Source organism: Lacticaseibacillus casei DSM 20011 = JCM 1134 = ATCC 393, assembly GCF_000829055.1.
GTDB classification, from domain to species: Bacteria; Bacillota; Bacilli; order Lactobacillales; family Lactobacillaceae; genus Lacticaseibacillus; species Lacticaseibacillus casei.
The window spans coordinates 1,417,160-1,442,378 of sequence record NZ_AP012544.1; the positions used below are offsets into that span (position 1 = coordinate 1,417,160).

The following is a 25,219-nucleotide window of genomic DNA, read 5'->3' on the forward strand; positions in this document are numbered from 1 at the left end:
TTATTGCACCTCCGTTTTGTGCTGCAGCAATGGGAAGCTCAGCTTTTTGCGTTCAGCTACAAATGCCCGGGCGACCTTGTGCGCCATCTTGCGAATCCGGCTCATATACCCGGCTCGTTCCGTCACAGAGACTGCCCCGCGTGCATCTAGTAGGTTAAAGGTGTGGCTGCATTTGAGAATGTAATCATAAGCCGGATGAACCAAGCCGAGATCCATCAGTCGCCATGCTTCTTTTTCATAAGCATCGAAAAATTCCAATAACATTTTCTGGTCGCTGACTTCAAAGGCATATTTGCTGTGTTCATATTCAGGTTCTTTGAAAATATCGCCATACAAAACACCGTCGCCCCATTCGAGATCAAAGACACTGTTAACGTCTTGAATGTAAGAGGCCAGACGTTCAACGCCATAGGTGATTTCACTCGTCACCGGCGACACTTCAAGACCGCCGACCACCTGGAAATACGTAAACTGGCTGACCTCCATCCCGTCAAGCCAGACTTCCCAGCCAACACCGGCACAACCCATGGAAGGATTCTCCCAGTTATCTTCCACAAAACGGATATCGTGTTCCAAAGGATCAATACCAAGCGCAGCAAGTGAATCCAGATAGTAATCCTGGATGTTTTCCGGCGACGGCTTCATGACCACCTGAAATTGGTGATGCTGGAACAGCCGATTCGGGTTTTCACCATAACGGCCGTCTGCCGGGCGCCGCGATGGTTCCACATACGCGGCATTCCAAGGTTCCGGTCCGATTGCCCGTAAAAAGGTATACGGACTCATAGTGCCGGCGCCTTTTTCTACATCATAGGCTTGCATCAGCATGCAACCTTTGTCACCCCAGAATTTTTGCAGGGTCTGGATCATCGTTTGGATGTCCATTTTTGTTGTCATGACAACCTCTTTCCCGGTGAATCGAAGCGGATCCTGGCTCAGGCAACTGTTTTTTAAAAGCGAAAACGTCCCTACGCCAAGATATGGCGTAGGGACGCTTCTGCGCGGTTCCACCCTACTTCAGATAGAAAAAAACTACCTGCGACTTCATCATTTGGTTCGAAAACGCCAATCACAACAACCGTTATCAGGCTTACACTTTCCCCGACTCGCTTTAATAGGTTTCGTTGCGACCCTTTTTCTCATCACCGATTCAATTTCCTTATTAGTATAGCATCGCGGAAAAACGTGTCAATAGATTTTCTGAAAGCACCTAATTGTAAGCAATTTTCCCATGTTTTCCCTCATGTTATCTCTCATGTTTTCCCTGTCGTCTGTACCCCTTGTGCCAGTGGAGCTACAGCAGTTATTTTTTACCGGTTTTTAAATACTTTGCCAGCTTCTCTGCGGCCTCCACTTCTTGTTCCTGATGGACACGGGCATAGATTTGCAAGGTGATTCTGGGGTCGGTATGTCCGACCATCTTTTGGACCGTACTGACAGCGACACCGGCAATCAAAAGATTAGAGATATAGCTTTTACGAAACTTGTGCAACGATATAACCGGTGCCAAGTTGTTGTTACGAATAATGGTACTAAGCCACATGCGCGGTTTATCAACACGGAAACGGTTGCCTGTCTTAGTAGTGAACAGAAGTTGGTGATGAGTTGAAAGCCTGACGTAGCCATATACATAGTCAGGTTGCTCAATTCGCCATCGCTTTAGCCAATTAATAGTTTCTGAATCAACTGGGACATCACGCCTACTTGCTCTGGTTTTTGGCGGATTAACAATCAGCTTCCCATGCACACCGAGTGAAACAGTTTTGTTGACACTAATTAGTCGCTTTTTGAAATCAATGTCTTCCCATTCAAGTGCCATAGCTTCGCCAATTCTTAAACCGGCATAAGCTAGGATACGAAACAGCACGTACTTGTAAAGTTCCCGATCAGGGTTAATACAATTGAAAAATACTTCCAATTGACGTCTATCCCAGAAGTCGTTTGTGGAGCCAATCTTGTCTTGGACACGTGGTAAGATGATGCGTCTTGCAGGGTTGTGTGGGATATAGTCCCTGAGTTCAGCATAGGTAAGTATTCGGTTGATATGAACAAAGTACCGTTTAAAGGCCACTGGAGACTGTTTAAACCATTTATTCACCGCAGTTTGGACATCTTGTGGGGTGATCTTATCAATGTACATGTCACCTAGATCAGGCAAAATATGGAGATTGAAACAGTCACGAGTCTTGGACCATGAACTTTCCCTGACTGTGAGCTTGTATGATTTTAGCCATTCTTCATAGACATCTTTAAACTTTCGAGCAACTTTAACAGGGTTAGGTGCAGCCGTGAGTTCACCACTTTGAACAGCTTTCTCCAAATCACGCCCTGCTTTAATAGCGTCTTGTCGTGTGAGCTTACCTCCTTTTACAACATACTTCTTACGTCCAGTCTTTGGATCAATTCCAACATAAACGGATACCTTCCACCGTCTTTTTCCACTATCAAGTTTGTAACTCCTGATTGAAGCCATAATTTTGTCCCTTCATCGCCAGCAGGCTATGTAGAGGGCTAACTATTTACGCTGATCCAGCATTGCTTTCGCTAAAGCTTTTAGCAAGGCCTTTTCAGCAGGCATAAGTGGTATTCCGTTCATTTTAACAAGCGTTTTGTCATCATCAAGATCAGCAGTCTGCGTACGTTCTGCTGGATTGATTGGAGTTATGCCATTGAAAGCAATTGCAATCTTATCAGATGCCTCCTGAGTGACATTTCGTGTCCCTGCTTCATATGAGCTTATTAGAGACGCCGATAAGCCCGTTGCACGTGACAAGTCTACTTGAGACATTCGCCGTGCATTCCGTAGTTGTTTAATTTGTTCTCCAGATAAAATCATTATATCAACCTCCCCTCTTGTAAAATTAAGAACACAGTGTTGACATCTTCACCCAAATGATTTATGATGACCCATGTAAAGATTATAGCACAGTGTAGCTGGCTTACACATTCAAAGAAGGTGCAAAATTGGTTGATATATTTGTTTGGCTTATGTCTCATCAGATCACACTAGCGGCTTTATGCCTTGCAACTCTAGCAGGAATCTTTATTGGTGCTCTGATTCAATTTCTTGAAGACAACAAAAAAGCTACCCAGCGCGCCAACGCCAAGTAGCCTACAGCTAACTTAATAGCCGAAACAGTCAACCCACGCCAATGGGTCGATATACTTATCCCCTAGTAAGGACAGTCACAGTATATCATGATTGTTATGTTCGTGTCACAGCATACCTGCGCACGGTTAAACAAAAGTCAGGTGGTCCGCTGGAGCCGATGCTATAAAGTCCAGCCGGTAAGTGCCCCAGTCAGGTTCCCTATCGTCAAATCCTTGGTGTCTACGGCCTTCCGGACTTTAAATGGTAAATGGTAGGGGTGGAACGTCTTGACGGCTTTAACGAGCTGTGAGGTCATCCAGCCATGTGTATTAGCGGTGTTTTCAGGAGTTAGACCGCACAGTTAACAGCTAAATAAATCTCAAACTCATGCACATGGTACTCTGGGCAGGACTAGAGTGGTAACTGGATGCTGGTTATTAGCAACGTGATTATCATGGGCTAATAGCTAGGCTGTGTATGCAATTGGTGGTGAAGAGCCACCCACAGTCACTTTTTGTGGCAAGGGGGAACTATCAGCAATTACCTACTTCCACCAAAGAATGCCAATTGATTAAATGAAAGCAGGTAAGCTAAAAGATATGATGCTTCTAAGGAACGTGATGTAATAAGTAACCAGCTTTGACAAATTTGTCAATGTATTTTTCCTGCTTGATTGTACCATTGCCCCTCCTGTTCCATTCAACATTATTAGAACTCTTGAAGTACATGCCTACAACATCATGTTGATTTCCAGATGCAGAGCCGCGAAAGCCCAAATCAACAACTGTATTTCCAGGAGGTAAAACTTCCTTGAAAGAAATCATATCAGCTCCAATATTATCTATATCAAGCCCCTTATCGCTATTACTGTTGAGTATTTCATATATATAAGCATTGTATATGGGCTGATTACTATTATTTCTGACAATCACATTCGTTTTGCCACGCTTTCTGTCAACTGATTGAATCCAGCAAGAAATTTTTTCGGCCTGTAAATATTTCTCTTTTCTTTTCATTGCTATTATACTGAAACCAAAAGCAGCAGCGCTTAGAATAATAGAAAATAAAGACAACAACAAAGGTGCTATATACTTTATAAAAGTCAAAAAAGTTCCTCCCTTTAACAAATAAGCTCTAGCAGGCAATCATTAAATGGTTTAAAAAATACTATGGTGAAACAATAGCAATTTAGAATATTTTGTCAATAGACTAGAACAAAAAAAGCCCCCTACCATGACTAGTAGAGGGCCAAAAGGTGATAAATGTTGGTACAAGGCTAAAGTACCATATGTGTAGCGTTTGTCAATGGTTGTTACCTGATGTACAGGCTTTCACCTGGGTAAATCAGGCTGTAGATTGACTTGCCATTGTTAGCGGCTAACGTGTACATGCTGACGCCATGCTTGTTGGCAATACTCCAGAAGCTGTCACCTGACTTCACAGTGTAATAAGTGTGACTCGGTGCACTATAGCTTCTAGAACGTGAACCATAGCTTTCGCCACCCATAACACCTAGGCATATATAATGATACCTTCCAGAGTAGCTAAGATACCGTGCCCATACATAACCATTGTGGATGTACACATGGTCATACATGAGGCTTTCACCGGGTGCATAGGTACCAATTGAGGCATAGCTTGTGTCATCACCGGTGCGAATGTTGAGTGTCACAGAAGGCCTAAATATGCCATTCTGGGCATAATCTGTATCACTAGATGTAACTTGTGAAGGTGTAGAAGGCACTGTGGTCGCTTGTGCTGGCTTTTTAGAGTAACCATTGTCAGTTATACCCAGCAAGTCAACATTGCCATCCAGGCCACCTAAAGCGTGCATACTGGTAAATTGCCAGATAGCTACACCGGGAAGGCTTGGAAAGTAACTGTATAGTGGCAATGCACGGACTTGGTAGTCAGGATAACCAGCAATCCAAATGGAATTAGAAAACCGGCTAAGTACTCGATTGTAGTCAACGTGGGCTACTATGTACGGCTTGTAACTGTAGAGCATTGGGGTATAACCTGCTTGGGCAATCCGTTGCATACCATAAATAATGGCATCAGTGTTAGCCTCAACAGACCCACTCGCTCCATCCTCGTAATCAAGTGCCACAATTGATCCCTTTGGTGTCTGAATCCGTGGCAGGAAATAATCAAGTGCTTGGCGACCAATATCAGAACTACCACCAACACCATACCATAGGTAACTATGGACTCTAAGCCCGTCATTATTAGCCGCTTTGATTTGGCTACTATAAGTTGACTGGTTATAAATCGTACCGCCTTGGGTTCCACCAATTTGTGAAATAGCAAAACGGTCACCCTCAACTGTCTTGCCGTTGGTGCCTTGATACACTGACCAGTCAACACCAATATCATTCTTAGCCGCTTTAACATGGGTCGGTAAGGCAAATGAAAAGGCAGCCATAATGGCTACCCCTGTGAGTACTAGTTTAGTTTTAAATTGCAATCTTAAGCCCCCTTATGATAGGTTGCTTCAATGGTGTTCTTTAGGTCGCTATAGGCCTTCTCAACTGCATTTTCAACGGTCTGCTGATCAACCTTGGTAAATCCCATGGCTTTCAATTGAGTTTCAACAGAGGCTACTGCTTGCGATTTCTTGACAGTCCCTGTTATTGCCTGAGTAACACCTAACTGTTCGGCTGCGGTAACAGCTGCTTGTGCTAATGGTTCCAACACTTGCACCAGGGTCAAAGCCTGTTTATTCGCTAATAGGACCTTTGCCACCCATGCACCCAAAATAGGTATCACTGCAATAGCAATTTGGACAATTAAATCTTTCATTTTTACCCCTCCTCACAAGAACTTTTCGATGATATACACAAATAGGGTGACTCCAATCGTCCCACCAAGTACGCCCCAGATTGCCCACACCATTTTCTTTAGACTGCTAATGTCTCTGGCATTATCTTGGCTGGCATTGTAGGCCTTATCGGCCTTGTCATCTGTACTTGGTAGGCCAGTCAATTGTTGCTTAATCTGGGCAATATCTTCCTTGATCTCCATTAGCATTTTTGTTTGTTCGTCCACAATTTCACCCCATAAAAATAGCCGCTAGCTTTTGCCACCGACATAGTCCTTGCCTGTAATTTGCTTGTATTGATCTGGGGTAATCATTACCGGTACATAAGGTGTTAAATCAATCCCCCAACTGTAAAGTAGTGCACACTGATCATAATTAGTCACTTGATTTCGCCGCCTTCAACTGTGCTACTTCAAGAGTAAGTGCAGCAATCATCTGATGTTCTGGTGACGTTGTTGGCCTTGCATCAGCCGGATAAAGATTAGCAACTCGCTGCTTATCGACAACAATTTTACCGTCAACCAGCTTAGAGGCACCTACGACAATCTTTTTGAGTTCACTCTCGTCTATATCAACTACATTATCGCTTGTGTAGTCGGTACCCCATGCATAAATGAAGCCATCGGCTCGTGTATCAAGTCTTACTTTCATATTTTGACCCCCTAAAAAGCAAAAACGTTAACAAGTACATAATTTCCAGCAACCGAAGGATTACCAGCGCCTCCAGAGTTATTCTTATCGCCAAAAATTGTGTGATTGTTTGGGGAAACCTTCTTGTTAAAAGAAGTCCCGCCATAGGCGACCATCTGGAGCGTCAACTGCCTGCCTGGATTAGCCTCCACATATGCTCGATATATCGGAGTCGTAATGTAATCATAATACTGAGCCGCTCCATTTTTGTATTCACACCAAAGCAGCAGCCATCCATTTAAGCAATCGCTAATGGGTTTGCTAGGCGTGGCATCTTGCTCTGCGCCACTCCATCCCATTAAACTCACACCTTGCCACAAGTTAGCACCAACATTGTTAAGTCTAGTAATTGTCATTGCGTCAAGACTACTTGTAACCCAATATGGCGCTGTGTTATCAAAATCCTGATAAAAACTTCCCAGTGTCAATGTACCCATTGAAATTTGTGTACTCTTCATCTGCGTTTTACCATCAGTTTTTGTTAAATATGACAGTAAGCCATCAGGGTTTAACTCAGTATGATAATTTTGACCATTTGGCTTACCATCGTAGTCTTCAATATTTCCGTCAATAGAGTATGAAGTCCCATTCAGAGACATCTTCCCTGTTGACTTGATGCCGCCGCCTTCAATAGAAGCATGAGTGAAGGGCACATTTATCATTGGAGAATTCATGGTTGCACTGTCAATCTCAATTGATTGCAGCTTTTTGATGCTAAGAACCGCTTGCTGGATACTTTGGTCAATCCAAGTTGATCCATTGTAATACTGTAATGCTGTGGCATCGTTAAGCGTTGTCCCATGCCACCACAAATCGCCTTTCTTGGGGCTTGTGGGTGTGCCCAACTGAATGTAAGTGTATGGCACATCCTTGCTTCCGGGAACACCTTGTGGCCCCTGAGGCCCTTGTGGTCCTCGCTCTCCTTGTGGCCCCTGATTACCTTGTGGTCCCTGATTACCTTGCGGTCCCTGCACTAGTTGCCAACTATAAGCACCTGGATTGGTGCTGTCAGCCTGTGTGAAGTCTGTATAACTACCAATGTATTTTCTAGAACCCGGGGTATCCAATGAGAAATTGGTTTTGCCATCACTGCTATCTGCATAGGCAACGTGGAAGTATGGTGTTTTGCCATCGGCACCGGCTTTACCCGGCACCCCATCTTTACCATCAGCACCATCCGCACCCTTTACAAGTGTCCAGTTATACTTAATAGGGTCAGTAGAATCATCCTCAACATTATCTACATATATGCCAATATGTGTCTTACCAGCAGAATTTGTGGTTGAAAATCCACTTATCAATTCGACACTTTTTACAATACCTACAGCTGGGTCTCCTTGACCCCAAAGAGCAGCTTCCGCTGTGTAAGTTCCAGCTTGAAATTCTTTATATACCCAACGACTGTCCGAACCGAATCTAACAAGAGATGTGCCAGCTAATGTAAAATCGCTTCTTTCTTGGCAGAGAAGCTCGATATTGGCATAAGCAATGTGAGTGTAGCTTGACTTACCATCAGCTCCAATAGGTCCTTGAATACCTTGGTCGCCTTTTGGACCTTGCAGACCTTGTAACCCTTGCGGACCAGTATCACCTTGTGGCCCCTGCACTAGTTGCCAACTATAAACAGCTGGATTTGTACTGTCAGCCTGCGTGAAGTCTGTATAATTACCAATGTACTTTCTAGAACCCGGAGTATCCAATGAAAAGTTCGTTCTACCGTCACTGCTATCGGCATAGGCAATATGGAAGTAAGGTGTTTTACCATCGGCACCTGCTTTACCTGGCACCCCATCTTTACCATCTGCACCATCTGCGCCTTTAATGAGTGACCAGCTATAGTCACTTGGATTCGTACTGTCGCTAGATGTGAAGTCACTGTAAAAGCCAATATACTTACGGTTAGAATCAGTGGTTGAAAAGTCGGCATGGCCGTCTTGGCTGTTTGCGTAAGCAAAGTGGGCATAAGTGGTACGACCATCAGCACCCGATTTCCCTGGCAAGCCTTGAGGCCCTTTGGGTCCCACGTCACCATCTTCACCTTTAAAAAGCGCCCAATTGTAGTCACTCGGATTGGTACTGTCGGCCTTTGTGAAGTCGCTATAGGTGCCAATGTACTTTTTGCCATCGCCACCGGATACCGTGAACCCACTTTGGCCACTTACATCATCTGCCCAAGCAGTGTGGAAATAGCTTGTACGGCCATCTGCACCCTTTGCTCCGGGAATACCATCAGCACCATCAGCGCCCTTAATCAATGCCCACTTGCCGGCGTAATCAGCCGGATTGTCACTTGGCACAGATGACTTGGCATTGGGAACAATAGCCATGTACTTCTTGCCACTTGGGAAGGCACTCATATTGGTACCTTTGTCGTCATCGGCATACCGAATCCACAGGTAATATTGAACCGTTTTCGGTATATTTTTAATTTGATCTGCCATGGCTTGCAGTTGTGTGTCAACTTGAGATGTCTCAGTCAAATAATCGCCAAGGGTTATCTTGGTATAATGTTCTGCTCGACTACGTTCAATTGATAGGACTTTTGCTGACAGAAACAAGTTCTGGTTCTCATCGGCAATGTGTACAGTTTGATTTAACGGGACGTAAGGAGCATTGACCAAATCAATCTGATAGTTAACATTGGGATGATTGTGTTGCTTTAAATCAGCCAAAACGGCCTGAAGTAAGGCTGCCTGTGAATTAGAGTCAAATGATTTGAACCTCTCCCAATGCCCAGATGTTGGTGTTGGATTGCCATTGCTGATTAGATAAGAATATTGTTGTACAGCAACAGTGTCACGCAACACGCCATCGCCTCCAAGCACATATCGGCCATCAGGATCAGACCAACTATAACCGGCTAAATTAATTGGTGTATCTGATCCATCTGGTGTTGCGCCAGTGCCATAAACAGCAGTTTCCATGTCATATATGTCAACACTTTTGACAAGATTATTGATATCTTTGTTCATGTAAAAAAAGACATTGCTGTCTTTTGCATCCTCTTGCTTGATATTAATGACCCGTTTTACAACGGTTGTGCCAACAAAGCTGAATCCAAAGCTAAGGACCGCTCCAAAATCATCAGCAACCGATTTAATCCGGTTTAATGCAGTATCAGTGTCATCCCATTCAAGTGTACGAGTGTTGTTGGTGAAATCGTTTGTGCCAATCTCCCATCCTGATCCTGATGTGAACCGCAAAATATAATCCGCAATTGTGTATGCTTTATCGGCCTTGTACGAATTGACAACAACATTCATGAGATCGTTGCCCGCATCTGTACAAACAACTGTATGGATATGAGTCAATGTATCGTGATTGATGCTAGCGATGACCATCTGATGTCCATCACCCTGTTCATCTTGATATAAGACAAAATTGTTTTCAGCAGCCATTTCGTCAATAGCTTGCTCTTGATCAGTTTGAAAAGGAATAGTTAGCGTCAAAGCCACCGCAGGACGATCATCAGTAGACTGAATTTCGCTATCAGCGCTAACATGCCAATGACCATCTCCATCAGTGGAAGCAATTCCTAAGACGTTAAATTTACGATCAGTAAAATAATAATCCATTATAACCACGCCTCCCTCAAAGCAACTTCACACGCAAAAGGCTGCGCCCATGATGATGGCACCATTTGAATCAGAGTGTCACCAGGATTAAAACGAAATTTGCTCCATTCATTGCCTATTGTGTGCAGGGTGCTATCAGGAACGCCGTTAACATATACTGCACGGTTAGCAACATCAATCGTCACAATGTCACCGGCACCAAAGCGGTTCTTCAAATCAGTCCAGTAATCAACGTTAAGCCATTCAACATCCATGTCATACACGCCCATATCGGGATATGGATAGTTTTTAAATCGCTGAAACCATAATGTAGTCCCCGTGATTGGGATTGATGCTTGAGCTGGTGTCAAAGCAATGGGTGGCATTACCAATGGCGGATTTCTGGTAATGACTTCAGATGGCTTAATACCGCCTTGAACAATACCAGCAAGTTGCAGATTGAGCGTATTACCAAGCTTGGTCAGCTTAGCCTCATAATAGCGGCCATTGCTGAAAACCCTGCGGTTAAGTGTCTGTTGGAAAACTAATGTCGATCCCGCAAACACTTGGACATCAACATCATCTTTGCCGGCATAGTTTGCTCTGATAATCACCTCATAGGCCACGCCCGTATCATTATCAAGCGTCATTTCAATGGCGCCCAAGGCATTAACACTAGAATTGAACTTGTAGCGCCATTTGGCTATGAAGCTCCTAGTATTGCTGCCATTAGATGCATTTTTTGTCTTAAGATGCAGGGAAGGTCCTTCCCAATAGTATGAATTGGTTGACAAGAAGACTGGCTCAACCGCGGAACCATCGTCATCCGCATACTTGACTGAACCTTCCATGACATTTTTTTGAGCCTTGATATAGTAGTAATGGCTGTTAGTTTTGCCAGTGTTATAAGCCGCACCAGCTGGCTCTTTATCGAAGCCTTCATATCGAGCAACCTCTGATCGTTTTCGCTCAACGCCATCGGCTTCTTCTGGATTGCCAAACTGTAAAACACCACCTTGGCTATTGATTAAAGCAATCAAGCCGTTATCAGCGTGCATAGTTGCCGTAATAACTGGCTCAACAGGATAAGTGCCACCATTATGAACCGTGATGGTGTCAGATAGTGTGTCATCGTTTATGTTGTCAAATGCCTTTATGGCTACCGAGTGCGCAATGCCACCATCGGGACAGACGAAGCTGATTGAGATTGTCCCTGATCGAAATCCTTCGGTGAAGGTAGGCTGACTGTCTACGATGGCTAGATAATATTTATCAGGCTCATCCCCAAAGATTAGCTGCTGTGGTTCGTCCGCATCAATAGCAGCGGCCAAGGAACGCCTTAGTGGTACCAAATCATCGTTCATAACGATCCCAGTTACCACAATCGTCTTGACGTCCCGTGACATGTATTGAAGCATCTGACCATCGCTAATGCCGACCTTTTGCATTGTGTTGACATGATTAGTTCCTACATCACGTTTGACCATCTGCACATACATCCATTGGGTAATATCTACTCCGGCGTATGTGATGGTCATGCCTGCTTGTTTCAATTAAACGGTTCCTCCTTTCCAATAAGCATTGAACCTGTCTGTTCTGTCGTTGTACTGCTTAACTTTTGGTGCAACTTTTGGATAAAACTGGTCGTCACCAACTTGCAGAACAAAGCTGAGTTTCGTGAGAAGGTCAGCGATGTTGTCCAACTTCTTTCCTAAATCATCTGTACTGCTGTTTTCACTCTCTGTAGCCACACCATTACCCAAGTTGTGATTAATGTTGGTAACAGCCTGACCTAGTAGTTGCCAAGCACGGCTTGTTTTGGTTAATGGCAAAATGGTTTCGGGGCCATCTTCGCCAACAAGCGCATGGATTGGCTGTGTGATTAAGCCACCATTGGCGTAACCTTCAGGGCCACTGACACGAGCAAAGGCAGAACTTCCAGAGCCGTAGATGGCCTTCATGTAGTGAATACCGGCAAGCAGATCGTCATAGCCGTTATAAACATCGTTGTGGCCGGGGAACTTAAACGCATTGAACGTTGGCCCAATGGTTTGTACAAGCCCCATTGAAGGTATTCCGGCTTTAGCGTTGCTATCCCACAAGTTAATTGCCCTAGGATTACCATTGGATTCACGCTGGATAACTCGCATCCATGCGGCAACTTGGTATGCCGAGGCGTCAAATCCATTGGCCTTTAAAGCTCGAATAACATATGGCTTCCAACGTTGCACGCCTGCCCCACCGGGATTAGCCATGGAATCTTCTATTTTTTTAAGCTCTTTTTTAATCCAATCGCCAATTCCGTTATATGCATGTTTGAAAATGCCAACTCCTAAGTCTCCAAATGCTTTTACTGGAGATGAGCTAACAATCCCTTTTATACTGCTACTGATTAGATCAGTTACATGCTTAATCGGGTGAGCGATCCAATCTACAATTGCTTCGAACTTATCACCGATCCATTTGCCAACATCTTCAGCCTTATCGACTACCCACGAACTAGCGTCTTTAACGCCGTCCCACACACTGCCGATGATGCCGCCTTGTGCAAAGCCGGGAATGCCATACATGTTAGCGATGGCCTTGCTTTCCCGCCCGTTATAAACACGGTCGCCAGTCTCAAGTGGAAGAATAGCGTTGCGCTTTTCAGCATATATCCACTGATTTGTGCTCTTCTTGTGGATCAATTCTTTGTAATGCTCGCTACCGTCATCGTTTACCATAGCCAATTGCGTACCATCTTTACCAACTTCGCCGCCTTGGGCAAAGTGTACGTATGATGGCAGACCAACTTTTTTAACACCGAAGAAGCCTAGAACACCATTGACTGCCGACAAGCCAGTACGAATAACTCTGACCACAAAGTTGATGCCGCTTTCCGCTGCCTTTTTGATACCATTCCAGATGCCGCTGAAGAAGCGACCAACGCCACCCCATACATCTGTCCAAACATTTTTAATGTTCTTGATGACACTGCCAATTGTGTTAGACATGCCATGAATGATTGGCGTGAAGAATTTAACCATGCCGTTCCAAATGTTTCCAAAGAAACCAGAGATGGCACCCCATGCTGTATTCCAGACATTTTGAATAAACTTTAAAGTTACGCTGATGCCCTTTGAAAGGGTGTTTGATACATTGTTATATATCTTAACGATGTCATTCCAAATATCTTTGAAGAAATTAGAAATTGCTTTCCAAATACTACCCCATACTTTTTGAACTGCATTTAAGAAATTCGTGACATTCTTGACTATCCAATTGGTAGAAGAAGATACAATCTTGACGATTGAATTCCACGTATTGGAAAAGAACTTAGAAATAGCTCCCCAAGTTTTATTCCATGCGTTTTGAACTCCTTTTGTTGTGCTGCTAATGGTTTTGCTGATTGTGTTTAATGGGGGCTTAACGAACTTTACTAAGCCATTCCATACATCCTTAAAGGGCTTCTCTAATTTTCTCCATGCAATTATGAAAAGGCCAACAATAAGTGCCACAGGATATACAATTACCTTTTTAAGAATATCTAGTCCTGCTTTTGCAATTTTCACAATATTCTTCCAGATAGAAGACATTGTTTTGCTAATTGGATTCCAAACTTTAGACCATGCTTTTGAAAGTGACTTTCCCCAACCATTAATGGTCTTTAGAAATCCATTCCAACCTTTACCGACACCCTTCCAAAAACCATTCCAACCTTTGACTACTGACTTTATGGCGTTGTTGAAGCTCTTGGGTAATTGACCGAACCACTTTGCAATTCCTTTGGCCATGTTCTGAACAGATTTTACAATGCCATCGATGAAGGCTTTAAACTTTGCATTGTGCTTGTACAAATTAACCAATGCCACGCCCACAGCAATGATGACTGTGGCAAGTGCAATCCAGGGTGAGGCTTTGACTACTAGATTTAATGCTTTTTGAGAAACCGCCATGATGTCGGCACGCTTGGCATAAATATCCACGGCTGTACTCATTCCGGCAATTGCCACCTTGCCAATTTTCATTGCTGCCCACATCGCGAGCATTACCTTAGCTGTTGTCTGAATGCCACTCTTGTTCTTGGCGATATTGCCTAAGACTGTGTTGGCATTCTTCAGCGGATCGTTTGCTTTGCTTGCACCACTGCCCATCAGTCCAAAACTCTTGGCGATGCTCGAAACAATACCTGAAATTGTGTGCCACACTGTCCCTGCAAAAATCTTCACAATGGTACCTAAGCTGGTGATAATGCCACCAATATCTTTTTGATGTTGAGCCACATAGTTCAATAAGTTGCTTGCTTGTTGCGCTACACCAGCCATGGCTTTACCCAATGAAGTAAACAAGGAAGTCACTGCTGATGACTTTAGAACATTAACAATGCTGTTGATACCTGTGCTTTGAACTGATACCAGAGGTTTAGCAAGTGTTGCTTCAACTCCTTGCCAAGCACCCTTTAGTCTTTGCGTGGCACCCTCAGCAGTATTACCAAAGTCATTAAAAGTAGCTTTGCTATCACCGCCAATTTTGACGATCATATCTTGCAACTTTTTGCTGCTAATTTGACCACTATCAACCATTTTATTAAATGCTGTTTCAGATACACCACTGGCCTTTGCTAAAGCTGATCCAAGTCCGGGTGCAGCGTTTTCCATACGTGTTAGAACACCAGTAGTAAGCTGTCCATTGTTAAATGCGCGTTGCAATGACTTTGCAAATGTACTGGCACCGTCACCAGAAAGTCTCAACTTGTCAGCTAAAGTTGCAACTCCAAGTGTCAAAGCTTTAGTTTGGCCAACATTACCTGTCATGCCATAAAAGCGCTTTTGCAAAACAGATACTTGGTTTGCCGATAAGTTGGTTTCACCCTTTAAATCTCGCATTTGACCAACTAGTTGTTCCGCACCTTTGTCATTGACACCTAGGGTTTCCCATACTCGTGTTGCTTGTTCACCAGCTTCAGCTAACTGGACACCCTGTGTCACCGTTTCTTTAATTGATCCACTGAACGAAGTCCAAGCATTCATAATGCCTTGACCTAAAGCAGTAGCACCAACCATCTTTTTAAAACTAAAAGTTGTCTTATCTGCTTCATTCTTCGTGCCTGTAATGTGGCTCTTAATTCGGTCAAAGACGGACGGATTAGCCTTATCCATTTCAGTTTGCAGGCCGGTCATTGATGACTTGGCTTTGGCTAAACTGGTAGCTGTCTCATCAACACGCGTCTTCTGCGTTCGCCAAGCATTGGAGTCTTTGCCACTAGCGCTCGCAATCTTATCCAACTCAGCAGACTGTTTAGACAGCTGTTCATTCAGATTGGTAATGGAAGACTTATAGCCTTCCATTTTGGCCTTGTTGGCTTCTTGCTGATTGCCTTCAGCCTCTAAGCGAGTCACATAAGCTTGGTTGGCACGTGCAGCAGCTGTGTATTCTTGCTGTAAGCCAGCTAATCCAGACTTTTGATAGTCCATTGCTTGCTTGGCACGGTCTTGCTGAGCTTGCATACTGGCCAGTTGCTTAGTTGCACCATCAATTTGTTGCTGATACTTTAAAAACTGTTGAGCAACATCGGCAGTATTGCCCTTCAACTCAGCTTGTTTGGTTTTGAGAGCGTCAATCTTAGACTGTTGTGCTTCAATAGACTTACCCAAGCCATCATATTTAGCTTGAGCAGCGCCAACTGCATCACCAGCAGATTTCATCTCCGCTTCTTGAGCTTTCCAAGCATTTTGACTCGAACGAACAACCGCTGTTAATGATTTGACGGATTCGCTTGCCGACAATAGATCAAGGGCAATCTTGGTGCTCATTGTTGCGTTAATTTGTTGTGCCACTTTAATCACCCTTTCTCTTGGTATTGTTTCCACATAATTGCCGGATCAATTGGCCGATCTTTCTTATCTTTGGCGGACATCATTTCCAACATTTCAAAATAATCAGCATTATCAAAATCCTGCATCGACCAGTGGAAATACATGACTGCCTGCTTTTTCATCCATCTAAAGTCCTCTAGCTGATTTTCAAGCTCATAAACTTTTACGGCTGGATTAATCTTTGCTTTTGCTGGCATCCTGCTTCTTAGCAGCTAAGTCAATATCCTCGTCACTCATGCCCATCATGCGTTCAAAAGTGTAATTAACTACTTGAATAGTTTCAGTGAATTCTAGGTCCCCAAGCTTTTCTGTTTCTTGCTTGTTCAGATTTAAAACCGTGGTCAAGAAGGAGATTGAGTCATGCAGCATATCGCGTTGAACCTTAATAATTTCTACCGGTTCCATATCGGCAATATCATCAGCCTTGGCCATCAGTAACTGTAAGTCGTACATCTTTTCCATGTTCCGATTGGTTGTCTTGACTTCATGTACACGATTGCTAAGTTGGCTAACTTTAATTTTCATTTGTAATACCATCCTCTGTATTTAATAAGGTCGCTGTGGTGAATCGGACACCACCAAGTTCACCAGAAAGCGACTTTTGAGCATAAAAAATAGCGCACGTTCGTGAGCCATTCATCAGTTGTTGCTATGAAATTGTGTCAGATTGCGTCTGTCAGCACCGGCTTATTTGCCAGGTGACAATACATATCCGCCAAACACTTCTTTGTACATGTTGGCTTTATCAAACTTGCTATCAAGATCGCTATAAATCTTGTACGGCTGATTATTAAAGGCCATAGTAGAAAGTGCTGTGTAAGTTAAAGTGTCATCTACACGTTGTTCTGCTGCCGCATCAGTTTGAATGTTAGCTGCGGTTTCGGTCATGATGCCATCACCAAATCCATAGTAAACAAAGTGCGCCCGATCAATGGTTTGGGTGGTAATAAGCAAGGCCACATGAGCCTTCAAATTTTCATCGGTCCAACCGCCCTTTTTATCACTGACAAAGCCTTTGATTTGCTGTTTGACTTGGTAATTCAAGTTGTTAATATCCAAAGCCACTGTTGGTTCTGAAGTACCAACGGCAACGTCTTGGACAGCATTGTTGCCATAGGTCTTAGCAATTGTACCTGCTAAGCCTGTAATGTTAGCCGTTTTAGTACCTAAATCTTTGTGATCGACAGTATAGACACCGTCTGTGCTTAGTCCTGTATCAGCGCCAGAAATTAACTTTTGTTGTGCATCAACCAAAGCTAGCTGAATTTGATATAAACCTACTGTTGCCATTTAAATTCCTCCAATGTTCTTTGTTCTACTGAAATAAAATGTGTTAAAAAGTTGCTGTGTGTCTGGATCAAATGTTCGTTGCCTAACCGCGGCTACCTGCCAATGTTGATGAGTAAAAGCCTTCATCATGGCTATCTCAATGGCCTCAGGATCAGAATCAAGCAATTGCGAGTACCAAATCTGTACTTCTACTTCCTGATTTAATGCCCAGAAATCATTGTTACCATGGGCGGTAGGATCATCAGCAGCATCAGTAATCAGCACGACTGTTGTGTTCAGATTATCGACTAATTCTTGTGGCAAGTTATTGCCTTTAACTTCATCAATATTGGCAATTTTTGCTTGGGTAAGAATTGTTACTGCATCACTTACAGCGCTCATTTGTCTCCACCACCATTCAACTTGGCGATAATTGCCTGATATTCCTCTTGCTCGGCTGCAAATACAGCGTCTTTGGCATCGTCACGGGCATTATCAACAAAATGGTCACCGTGAATTTTCTTTGTCCCATCATTAAGGAAACGTGCAACGAATGCCTTATCACCAAATCCAACCGTTGAGCTACCATTGTGATCACCGTCAATATCGCCTTTTTTACCACTAATGTCCTCGCTCAGATGCCCATACTTGCCACCAGTACCCTTAGTATTTGGGTGTTTTTCTTTGGTGGTCTCTGCTAGCTTCTTGGCGTAAACATCAGCACCAGCCTTAGTAATCTTCTCTTGGTCATTAATAGACAATTCGGCAGCCTTTGATACTTGCTTAAGCCATTCTTCAAGTGCATCATCCATATCCATAGCTAAGCCCCCTTAGTGACTTTTATGAGGGTTAAGTAGTCATAGCGAATAGCGTTGTTTGAATCATCTGGGCTAATGTCTGAAATGTCATACACGATGCCATCAAGGCGTGCCTGTTTCTGCTCAACATTTCTTGCATCGTGACGAACAATAATCGTGATTGAATTATCCAAGCGTGTGCCCACAAGCGTGTATTGCTGTGTGAGAGTCCGTTTCTGCTGCTTGTAATGCAGTTTGTAAGCTGGTACAAAGCTAGTGATATTAAGGCCAGCGCCAGTTGTGTGTGATTTTGGGGAGCCAAGCTCAACGGTTCGACTAAAGTCACTTGGTTTAAAGCTACTTACCATTGTTGTCACCACCACTACTAGCCTGTAAGTGTGCTAGCATCATCAGAAGACCCTTAGGCATGCCGTTTTCTAATGACCTGTCATAGTATGTAGCCTGTGTGAGCGTTTTGATGGCTGGAATCGTCAAGGTATCGTCCTCTGGTGCATCACTTGATCTATTAATAATACTAATTGCAGTGTTTACCAGACGGGTAATTGTTGGCAATTCAGACTCATCAAGGTTTAACTCGGTCATTAAATCACTAGCAATCTTGTTTGGGTCTACTATTGTTTCTGCCATTGATACGCCTCCATTCGGCCGCCGCTTAGAATCAAGCTATTATGCCTTTTTTAGGCGACCGGTTTACTTAGTTATTTGCCAAGATGAGCAACTGGTGCAGTATAAGTAATGAACTTACCGGCAGCTGTATCAGCAGCTTTAAAGTCTGCCCGCAGTGCTGCCAAAAGTACCTGTTCAAAATTCTCGTTACGCTGCCAAGACAGGTTAATGTTGCCCTTAACAGTTTCAATCACAAAGTTTTTAACACTTCCAATGAATGCCTTTGCTTCTTTAGACTTGCCAAGCACATCATCAGCAACAACTACCAGCGGAGCACCGAACAGTTGTTTGCCGGATGGAGAAGTGATGGAATCTTGTAACAAGTACCGACCTTCACCATCCTTCTGCTTATCAATTGCGGCAAAGAATGATTCAGATACAACAAACATTCGGTCAGTGTAGTTGCTCAAGCCAACGTTGAATGCATCCTTAATATCATCAATGCTAGTTGCGGCAACTGGAGTAGCTGTTTGCAATACTGCCCCAATCTTATGCTGTTCAGTTTGGTTCTTAATGTCGTTCACATACTGAGTCAGTAAGCTGGTGATATTTGGATAGTCTTGGGTCATTTCAAGTGAAATTGGAAGAGCACCACGCAAAGTCTTAACATCATAAGTGACCTTTGTTAAACTTGCGTTTGCAAGCTTAGGGTTGTCAGCCAATTCAGCTGCTGAAACCAGTTGTGCAGAAGCCTTAGACAAAACAGGAATCTTACCAGTGGGTGCAGAAACCTGAACCTTAGTTACATACCCGCCTAATTGTGCTGGGTCCTTAGGCTGACTCATAATGTCCAATACTTGGCTAGGCAATACTGCTTCGCCAGCGTTGCTATCAAAGCCTGTGGAATCTCTCTTAATTTCGCCAGTCTTCAAAAAATCTTTGAAGTCACGTACTTCTTCATCTTCAACTTTGTCTGCTGTTAAATTTTTAGCCATTTGTTTCTCTCCATCTCTTTTATTTTCTTGCTTGACATCTTGTTCCGCAGTTACCTCAGCTGGCTTATCATCACGCTTTTCAGTTTCAGCTGTTTCTTGCTTTGGCTTTGCTTCATCCAAAACAACATTATTGTCATCATCTGGGGCATCATCGTCCGCCTGTGTTGGCGTTTGTTGGTCTGCTAATTGCTGACTTAATGACTGAATAGCAGCTTGAAGTGTTGCTATCATGCTAACCAAATCACCTGATGTTGGTTGTGCAGTAGTTTCATCACTTGCCATATCTGGTGTAGCGTCACGCTTTTCTTCCTCAGGCTTGTCAATAACAACCTTTGTGTTAATTTTTGCTTGAAGGTCAGCTAACTGTGATTTAAATTCCTTCAATGACCTCATCTGGTCATCAACAGATTGTTCTTCTTTTTCTTCTGGCTTTTCTTCTGGCTTTTCTGCCATCTTCACAACTTCTTTCTTACTTGATAAAAATTGAGCCAAATCCCTTTGCACTTGAACACTTGTTTCGGTATATGCTGGGATGGGAGTCAGCGACAGTTCAAACACTTGGTCAATTTGATGAATTGTATGGATCGTGTTGCCTTGTGAGTTGACTGACCAGCTATCTCCATCAGGCGCAATGGTGAATCCAAAGCTCATGCCCTTGATATTGCCATTCAGTATGTTTGTGTATGTGTCATGCCCCAACTGTGTGTCTGGCAATTGGGCATTAAAGTGTAACCCATCAGGCTGAATGCTTGTTTGTAGTGTATTTGCATCTGCACGGGCCAAAATGTTGCTGAAATCGTGGCTGTAAAGCAGCAAAACGTTGCTCAAATCCACACCATTTAGAGCATTTCGGTCGATATATTCGGTGAAATCACCCTTAATACTTGGCTGATTAAACACGGTTGCGATGCCGGAAATAGCCATATTTTGGTTACTTTCAACCTGATTATTGCTACTTTGGCTGTCTATAGCTGTTTCAGCCCTTATTTGAACATTAAATGTACGTATATCTTCATTTTTCACTAAATCACACCCCTTTTTGCTAGCATTTGTTGTGCTTGTAAAGGCGTAATGGCTGGTGTTGTGCCACTTAGCAACTTCTGAATCTGGCTAATAAGTAGGTCATTATCAGCGTCTACTGCTTGACTTTCATCAATATTCACGGGGACGCCAAATTTGGCACCCATTTCGCTTTCTATTGGCTTTACATAGCGCCTTAAAGTGTTGCTATAAAGCGATTTAGTCATATCTAATGAACTTTGTTGATCACCTTGACCATTCAAATAGCTATCTGGAACACCAAAAACCTTGCCTATCTGTGTCTTGGACCAGTCATTACTTGTTAGAAACTTGCTTACGTCAGCATTAATTGCTAAATTTTGTACGTCATAAAGTTGGTCAAGCACCATAGGCCGTCCAGCATTATCACCTGTGTTGGCATTTTCAAAAGCTTTTCGTGTCGCTTCTTTTTCTTCTGGGCTTAGTGCACCCTCAGCAACTTTAATGACGGTGCTTGGATTAATAGCATTTTTAATAGTTGATAGTGTCAACTTGTTTGCATAATCTTGAATGTTGACTTGGCTTGCTATTGATTCTAGTGGACTAATACCAATGTATTGCTGACCATTGCTACCACTAGCCATCAATCGAAAGTGAAGCATGTTTGCACTTGGATAATTGATTGTGCCTCTCTCGTCTCCCCAGTTAACCGCATAGCTAATATCTGCACTGCTGTCTGCCAAAGTGACTACTACCTGTGCCGCTGGCGCCATCTCTAGCCTCATAGGAACATTGTTGCTATCTCTTGTAATGACGATATAGGCGTTTCCCGTAAGCAACATCTGAAGTACAGCTGATTGCCAAAAGTTAAACGGCGAAATAAGGTTGTTCGGGTTATTTATCACCTTGTCAAAGGGTGCAGCCACTTCAAAACTTGCCGATGCAATATCACTGCTTAGAAGGTTGGTAACAGCATATAGATCAGAATTATTTAAGGCCGTACTGGCATCAACCAAATGATTGGGCAATACTTGTCCACCACTTATGATGTAACTTGACAGGTTAGTTGATGGTATCGTCATGCTTCTTTTCTGCATTCGTTCATACGGATTCCATATGCTCATCTACTACCACCTGCCTTAGATGTAGGCGTGAGTAGCCAACCGCAAAAGAGCAATACACTGCCTAGTACCAACGTTCCTATGATGCTATTAAAAAGGTAGGCACTGGTTACAATAGCAATTAAGCCGGATACAAATAACACTGTTGGCAACAGTTCCTTAAGCATTATCAATTTGCTCACACTCGCACCTCCCTAAGATTCTTTGTGTCTTTCATTGTTTTTACCTCTCATATATATAACGTATGAAGTGCGTCATTTTTGACCAATATTGACCTTCAAGCGCAAAAAAATATGTAGACTTTTGGTAGATTGCAAATTTAATCCGAATTTTTGGACAAATTTGTCAGCATAACCTGATACGGTGTTTGCCAGTCGAGTATTTTAAGCGGTCGCTGGTTAATTTGGAGTAACGTCGTCGTTAAATCTTGAGCACTAATGTGCTCAAAACGAGTCCCTTTAGGATAAAAATAACGCAAATTCCGATTAAAGCGTTCATTACTACCACGTTCAGCTGGAGTATAAGCATGGCAGTAATAGGTCTTAATACCATATTGTGATTCAAGTGATACTAGCCCACTAAACTCAGTGCCACGGTCCACAGTAAAGCTGTGCACCGGACCATTAAAAGTGGTTAGGAACTTAGTTAGTGCTTCATTAACAGTCGCTGTCGTCCGATCTTTTAACCGGTATGCCCAAAGGAACCGTGATTTTCGATCGATTAAAGTTAATAAAACTGCCTTACTATGCCCACGAGGACCAACGACTGTATCTAGTTCAAAATCGCCGATGCGATTACGTTGATTAATCATCATGGGACGCTGTTCAATTGATCGCCCCAAAGATTGATTATATTTGGATCGTTGGTCAACGTTACGCCGTTGGCGTACGCCATGTTCAGGTAGATCATTCAAGGAGAAACCAATTCTCCCCTGATTTAGCCAATTATAAATAGATTTAGTAGCTAGTTTAAATTCGTGAGCAATCATTCCTGGTGACCAGCTTAGACGTAAATGGTTGAGAATTTTTTGCTTTAACTCATCGCTCAGCTTAGTTTTCCGACCACATCGTGATCGCTTGTATTCGGCATCTGTTTGTGCTAATTCAGCCTGATAAGGTTGACATCGAGATAATTCATAAGAAATTGTTGACGGTGATCGGTTCAGCCGAACGCCCATTTGGATATTGGACAGCCCTAGTTCACAAAAGGTTTCGATTTTAATTCGTTCGGAATAGGTTATACTAGACAAAAGATCAGCTCCTAAAAGATGGGTTTGTGGTAAACACCATTTTAAAGGAAGCTGATCTTTTTTGTCCGAACAGCGTTCGGATTAATTTTACAATCTACCTTTTAAAAGCCTACATCCATCAGGAATTTATGGCGTTCTTCATCACTCATACCAGACAATGGGTCCTTTAATTTTGCTTTAGGATCAAAGTCAGGGTTAACATCACTAAATTCATAAATTGCTCTAGACATGGCATCAATAATGGCATCTACACAGTCAATTTTGCTTGTATATCGTTCCTTATCAACCTTTAAGCCCGCACTGTTACCAACAAGAATTGCATTGGTTAGGCTGTATTGGATAATTGGATCGTCAGAATAATGAATGCGACCCTCTCGCATCAGTCTCTGAAACTCATGGGTAGGCTTATCTAAGTCATGTGCTGTTTGTCGGATAGGCATCATTGGCCACTTGTCGATTTGAACCAATTTATCTAAAACATCACTACTTGCCCATGGGTCATAACAAATGAAACGAACTTGCAACTGATTTTGCTCTATATAATCACCAAGGTATGTGACAACTGAGTCATCATCTATATATCCCCAGCGATTTCTAGCAATATCACAGTATCCTAGCTGTTCAGCCCTGCGATAGTTAATACCATCTTGTTTTTCTTTGCTATCAATACTTCCTCCAGTATGATTCAGTGGTATCCAACTGTGTTGTTCTATGTAGTAATGCGTATCCCCATTGGCCTGATATGGGTAGACAAGAGCTATAGCAGTATCATCGCTAAGTTTCGACAAATCGATACCGATGTAGCACACGTGACCATTTGTGTTGATTGGCACTTTATCAGCTACTGCATTTTCTATGTCATGGCGGTTCAAAAATCTGTTTTCCTTTACCTGCAACCACATGTTTAGGTTCTTGTTGATGAACTCAGACAAGCTACCATCTGATTTCTTAGTGTCACGCTCACTAATCATTGAATCAAGCATTGTTTTGCCGGCAACTGGAAGCAGTGGGTTCGACTTTATCCATTTTTCAGGATTATTGACCTCGTCTTCACTGTCCTGACTGTAATTAACCATCAAATTATCGTCCAGTTCTCGCTCATTATCCTTTAGCATGGCCTCTCTGATTAATTTCTCAGTGAGATATAGATTTGAAGTGGCGTCTGGATAGGCAGTACTGATGTCCCATGATTGGCTATCAAAGGTCTGCACTTGTCCAGATGTGATTTTCCCGTCATTTTCTTTGATTAAACCAATTCTGCCATCATCACCGGCTTCGTCATGAACGCTAAAGGCCAAATGATAGCTATCAAACTGTCCCGATTCATCTGACAAACGCAACAGTTGATTCTGATTAGTATTGCTTTTGACAGCATCCTCACCAATCTTAGTCTTGGTTGAACGCATCTGATCCCCAAAGCCCTCACTTTGCAGACGATTAAACGTTGTCTTAATGTACCGCCAGCCCTTCTTACTCTGCTGTGAAACTGGAGCTATGTATGCCATGTCCTGATTACTATACCCAGCACTAGCAATTAGATACTGATAGCTGAGAAGTATAACCGTCAAATAAGTTTTGCCATTAGTCCTTGCAACACTGAACACCACACGATGGAAACGGCGCTCACCACTGCTATTCCGCCAACCTTGGGACCAACACAATAGTGCCTTTTGCCATAAGGCCAGTGGAAGTGGCCTACCTGTTGATGGGTCTGGGCAAAGTGATGCAAAACCTAAAACCTCTCTGCATTTGTCAAGAGAATAGTGAAAGGGAAAGTCTGCTTGCTTGGACTCAACACGTGCAAGATCCTGTAGGTGTCTAAAAGCTTGCAACTTAACGTCATGGCATGCGATAATCTGACCTTCCAATATTTGGAATGCATATACTGTGCCAGGATCTCTATACTTTTCAGCGATAGCATCATAAGTTCCAGATTTAAGCTGCTCTTTATAGGCCTTTTCAAGTGTCAGCTTCGGAAGTGTTAGATCATACTGCTTTATCAAAACTGTTCACTTCCTGCCTTTTTCAATTTTTCAATAATGTTTTGTGCGCGCATTTTAGAATCAAGTTAGCCACTGTCTCAAAATTTTTTGGACAATAAAAAACATCAAGAACAGATATCCTGTATCATTGAAGTTCCTACACAAACAA

Annotated in this window: 24 protein-coding genes; 1 reads left to right on the forward strand and 23 read right to left on the reverse strand. The window is 43.0% G+C overall.

Translation table 11 applies throughout. The features are described 5' to 3' along the window. The 3 genes from glyQ to LBCZ_RS07020 all read right to left on the reverse strand — a co-directional run bounded on the left by glyQ (nucleotide 1) and on the right by LBCZ_RS07020 (nucleotide 2,836). The gene (gene glyQ / locus LBCZ_RS07010; protein WP_025012413.1) at nucleotides 1-897 is read right to left on the reverse strand and encodes a glycine--tRNA ligase subunit alpha; all 897 of its coding nucleotides are present in this window, start codon (nucleotides 895-897) and stop codon (nucleotides 1-3) included. A 406-nt stretch (nucleotides 898-1,303) separates the two neighbouring features. After that, nucleotides 1,304-2,473 carry a site-specific integrase gene (locus LBCZ_RS07015; RefSeq protein WP_039639039.1) on the reverse strand — a complete coding sequence of 390 codons (1,170 nt, stop codon included), beginning with the start codon at nucleotides 2,471-2,473 and terminating at the stop codon, nucleotides 1,304-1,306. 42 nt (nucleotides 2,474-2,515) lie between these two features. Beyond that, on the reverse strand, nucleotides 2,516-2,836 hold the full coding sequence (locus tag LBCZ_RS07020) for a helix-turn-helix domain-containing protein (protein ID WP_025012414.1): 321 nt from the start codon (nucleotides 2,834-2,836) through the stop codon (nucleotides 2,516-2,518). 128 nt (nucleotides 2,837-2,964) lie between these two features. Between LBCZ_RS07020 and LBCZ_RS15570 the strand changes: the two genes are divergently transcribed. Continuing rightward, on the forward strand, nucleotides 2,965-3,111 hold the full coding sequence (locus tag LBCZ_RS15570; protein WP_107750274.1) for a hypothetical protein: 147 nt from the start codon (nucleotides 2,965-2,967) through the stop codon (nucleotides 3,109-3,111). Between the two features lie 588 nt (nucleotides 3,112-3,699). On the opposite strand, the gene LBCZ_RS07025 is transcribed toward LBCZ_RS15570, so the two are convergent. From LBCZ_RS07025 to LBCZ_RS07125, 20 genes are all read right to left on the reverse strand, one after another. Continuing rightward, nucleotides 3,700-4,197, reverse strand: a complete 498-nt coding sequence (locus LBCZ_RS07025; protein ID WP_025012415.1) for a hypothetical protein — start codon at nucleotides 4,195-4,197, stop codon at nucleotides 3,700-3,702. Between the two features lie 206 nt (nucleotides 4,198-4,403). Further along, nucleotides 4,404-5,558, reverse strand: a complete 1,155-nt coding sequence (locus LBCZ_RS07030; protein ID WP_025012416.1) for a GH25 family lysozyme — start codon at nucleotides 5,556-5,558, stop codon at nucleotides 4,404-4,406. A gap of 2 nt (nucleotides 5,559-5,560) precedes the next feature. Next, entirely contained in the window at nucleotides 5,561-5,893 is a 333-nt protein-coding gene (locus tag LBCZ_RS07035) for a phage holin (RefSeq protein ID WP_025012417.1), read from the reverse strand. A 12-nt stretch (nucleotides 5,894-5,905) separates the two neighbouring features. Beyond that, nucleotides 5,906-6,139 carry a hemolysin XhlA family protein gene (locus LBCZ_RS07040; protein WP_025012418.1) on the reverse strand — a complete coding sequence of 78 codons (234 nt, stop codon included), beginning with the start codon at nucleotides 6,137-6,139 and terminating at the stop codon, nucleotides 5,906-5,908. Between the two features lie 24 nt (nucleotides 6,140-6,163). Further along, a complete protein-coding gene (locus LBCZ_RS14815; protein WP_005689480.1) occupies nucleotides 6,164-6,295 on the reverse strand; it encodes an XkdX family protein in 132 nt (43 codons plus the stop codon). Then, nucleotides 6,288-6,563 (reverse strand): hypothetical protein, encoded by a 276-nt coding sequence (locus tag LBCZ_RS07050; protein WP_025012419.1) that lies wholly within the window; start codon nucleotides 6,561-6,563, stop codon nucleotides 6,288-6,290. Before LBCZ_RS07050 ends, LBCZ_RS14815 begins: the two co-directional genes overlap by 8 nt. A gap of 11 nt (nucleotides 6,564-6,574) precedes the next feature. Continuing rightward, nucleotides 6,575-10,177, reverse strand: a complete 3,603-nt coding sequence (locus LBCZ_RS16370) for a phage tail spike protein (RefSeq protein ID WP_080769593.1) — start codon at nucleotides 10,175-10,177, stop codon at nucleotides 6,575-6,577. After that, nucleotides 10,177-11,709 carry a distal tail protein Dit gene (locus tag LBCZ_RS07060; protein ID WP_041084723.1) on the reverse strand — a complete coding sequence of 511 codons (1,533 nt, stop codon included), beginning with the start codon at nucleotides 11,707-11,709 and terminating at the stop codon, nucleotides 10,177-10,179. Before LBCZ_RS07060 ends, LBCZ_RS16370 begins: the two co-directional genes overlap by 1 nt. After that, nucleotides 11,710-15,981, reverse strand: coding sequence for a tape measure protein (locus LBCZ_RS07065; RefSeq protein WP_041084724.1), 4,272 nt, complete (start codon nucleotides 15,979-15,981; stop codon nucleotides 11,710-11,712). Continuing rightward, the gene (locus tag LBCZ_RS07070; protein WP_025013714.1) at nucleotides 15,978-16,208 is read right to left on the reverse strand and encodes a hypothetical protein; all 231 of its coding nucleotides are present in this window, start codon (nucleotides 16,206-16,208) and stop codon (nucleotides 15,978-15,980) included. The genes LBCZ_RS07065 and LBCZ_RS07070 overlap by 4 nt, the downstream gene beginning before the upstream one ends. Next, complete coding sequence (locus LBCZ_RS07075; RefSeq protein ID WP_025013713.1) at nucleotides 16,186-16,536, reverse strand: phage tail tube assembly chaperone; 351 nt, start codon at nucleotides 16,534-16,536, stop codon at nucleotides 16,186-16,188. Before LBCZ_RS07075 ends, LBCZ_RS07070 begins: the two co-directional genes overlap by 23 nt. A gap of 162 nt (nucleotides 16,537-16,698) precedes the next feature. Next, nucleotides 16,699-17,301 (reverse strand): phage tail protein, encoded by a 603-nt coding sequence (locus LBCZ_RS07080; RefSeq protein ID WP_025013712.1) that lies wholly within the window; start codon nucleotides 17,299-17,301, stop codon nucleotides 16,699-16,701. After that, the gene (locus LBCZ_RS07085) at nucleotides 17,302-17,682 is read right to left on the reverse strand and encodes a DUF806 family protein (RefSeq protein WP_025013711.1); all 381 of its coding nucleotides are present in this window, start codon (nucleotides 17,680-17,682) and stop codon (nucleotides 17,302-17,304) included. Continuing rightward, the gene (locus tag LBCZ_RS07090; protein WP_025013710.1) at nucleotides 17,679-18,098 is read right to left on the reverse strand and encodes an HK97-gp10 family putative phage morphogenesis protein; all 420 of its coding nucleotides are present in this window, start codon (nucleotides 18,096-18,098) and stop codon (nucleotides 17,679-17,681) included. The genes LBCZ_RS07085 and LBCZ_RS07090 overlap by 4 nt, the downstream gene beginning before the upstream one ends. Before the next feature lie 2 nt (nucleotides 18,099-18,100). Further along, a complete protein-coding gene (locus tag LBCZ_RS07095; protein WP_025013709.1) occupies nucleotides 18,101-18,445 on the reverse strand; it encodes a phage head closure protein in 345 nt (114 codons plus the stop codon). Continuing rightward, nucleotides 18,435-18,725, reverse strand: coding sequence for a hypothetical protein (locus LBCZ_RS07100; protein WP_025013708.1), 291 nt, complete (start codon nucleotides 18,723-18,725; stop codon nucleotides 18,435-18,437). The genes LBCZ_RS07095 and LBCZ_RS07100 overlap by 11 nt, the downstream gene beginning before the upstream one ends. A gap of 71 nt (nucleotides 18,726-18,796) precedes the next feature. After that, nucleotides 18,797-20,722, reverse strand: a complete 1,926-nt coding sequence (locus LBCZ_RS07105) for a phage major capsid protein (RefSeq protein ID WP_025013707.1) — start codon at nucleotides 20,720-20,722, stop codon at nucleotides 18,797-18,799. Continuing rightward, entirely contained in the window at nucleotides 20,722-21,822 is a 1,101-nt protein-coding gene (locus LBCZ_RS07110; protein ID WP_025013706.1) for a phage portal protein, read from the reverse strand. Before LBCZ_RS07110 ends, LBCZ_RS07105 begins: the two co-directional genes overlap by 1 nt. Before the next feature lie 316 nt (nucleotides 21,823-22,138). After that, nucleotides 22,139-23,068, reverse strand: a complete 930-nt coding sequence (locus LBCZ_RS07120; RefSeq protein WP_003561810.1) for an IS30-like element ISLpl1 family transposase — start codon at nucleotides 23,066-23,068, stop codon at nucleotides 22,139-22,141. A gap of 101 nt (nucleotides 23,069-23,169) precedes the next feature. Continuing rightward, nucleotides 23,170-25,071 (reverse strand): terminase TerL endonuclease subunit, encoded by a 1,902-nt coding sequence (locus LBCZ_RS07125; RefSeq protein WP_025013704.1) that lies wholly within the window; start codon nucleotides 25,069-25,071, stop codon nucleotides 23,170-23,172. Nucleotides 25,072-25,219 lie beyond the last annotated feature (148 nt).

Coding starts and splice junctions, on each gene's coding strand:
- glyQ (WP_025012413.1), bottom strand. CDS start 897: ATGACAACAAAAATGGACATCCAAACGATGATCCAGACCCTGCAAAAA.
- LBCZ_RS07015 (WP_039639039.1), bottom strand. CDS start 2,473: ATGGCTTCAATCAGGAGTTACAAACTTGATAGTGGAAAAAGACGGTGG.
- LBCZ_RS07020 (WP_025012414.1), bottom strand. CDS start 2,836: ATGATTTTATCTGGAGAACAAATTAAACAACTACGGAATGCACGGCGA.
- LBCZ_RS07035 (WP_025012417.1), bottom strand. CDS start 5,893: ATGAAAGATTTAATTGTCCAAATTGCTATTGCAGTGATACCTATTTTG.
- LBCZ_RS07050 (WP_025012419.1), bottom strand. CDS start 6,563: ATGAAAGTAAGACTTGATACACGAGCCGATGGCTTCATTTATGCATGG.
- LBCZ_RS16370 (WP_080769593.1), bottom strand. CDS start 10,177: ATGGATTATTATTTTACTGATCGTAAATTTAACGTCTTAGGAATTGCT.
- LBCZ_RS07070 (WP_025013714.1), bottom strand. CDS start 16,208: ATGCCAGCAAAAGCAAAGATTAATCCAGCCGTAAAAGTTTATGAGCTT.
- LBCZ_RS07075 (WP_025013713.1), bottom strand. CDS start 16,536: ATGAAAATTAAAGTTAGCCAACTTAGCAATCGTGTACATGAAGTCAAG.
- LBCZ_RS07080 (WP_025013712.1), bottom strand. CDS start 17,301: ATGGCAACAGTAGGTTTATATCAAATTCAGCTAGCTTTGGTTGATGCA.
- LBCZ_RS07085 (WP_025013711.1), bottom strand. CDS start 17,682: ATGAGCGCTGTAAGTGATGCAGTAACAATTCTTACCCAAGCAAAAATT.
- LBCZ_RS07090 (WP_025013710.1), bottom strand. CDS start 18,098: ATGGATATGGATGATGCACTTGAAGAATGGCTTAAGCAAGTATCAAAG.
- LBCZ_RS07095 (WP_025013709.1), bottom strand. CDS start 18,445: ATGGTAAGTAGCTTTAAACCAAGTGACTTTAGTCGAACCGTTGAGCTT.
- LBCZ_RS07100 (WP_025013708.1), bottom strand. CDS start 18,725: ATGGCAGAAACAATAGTAGACCCAAACAAGATTGCTAGTGATTTAATG.
- LBCZ_RS07110 (WP_025013706.1), bottom strand. CDS start 21,822: ATGAGCATATGGAATCCGTATGAACGAATGCAGAAAAGAAGCATGACG.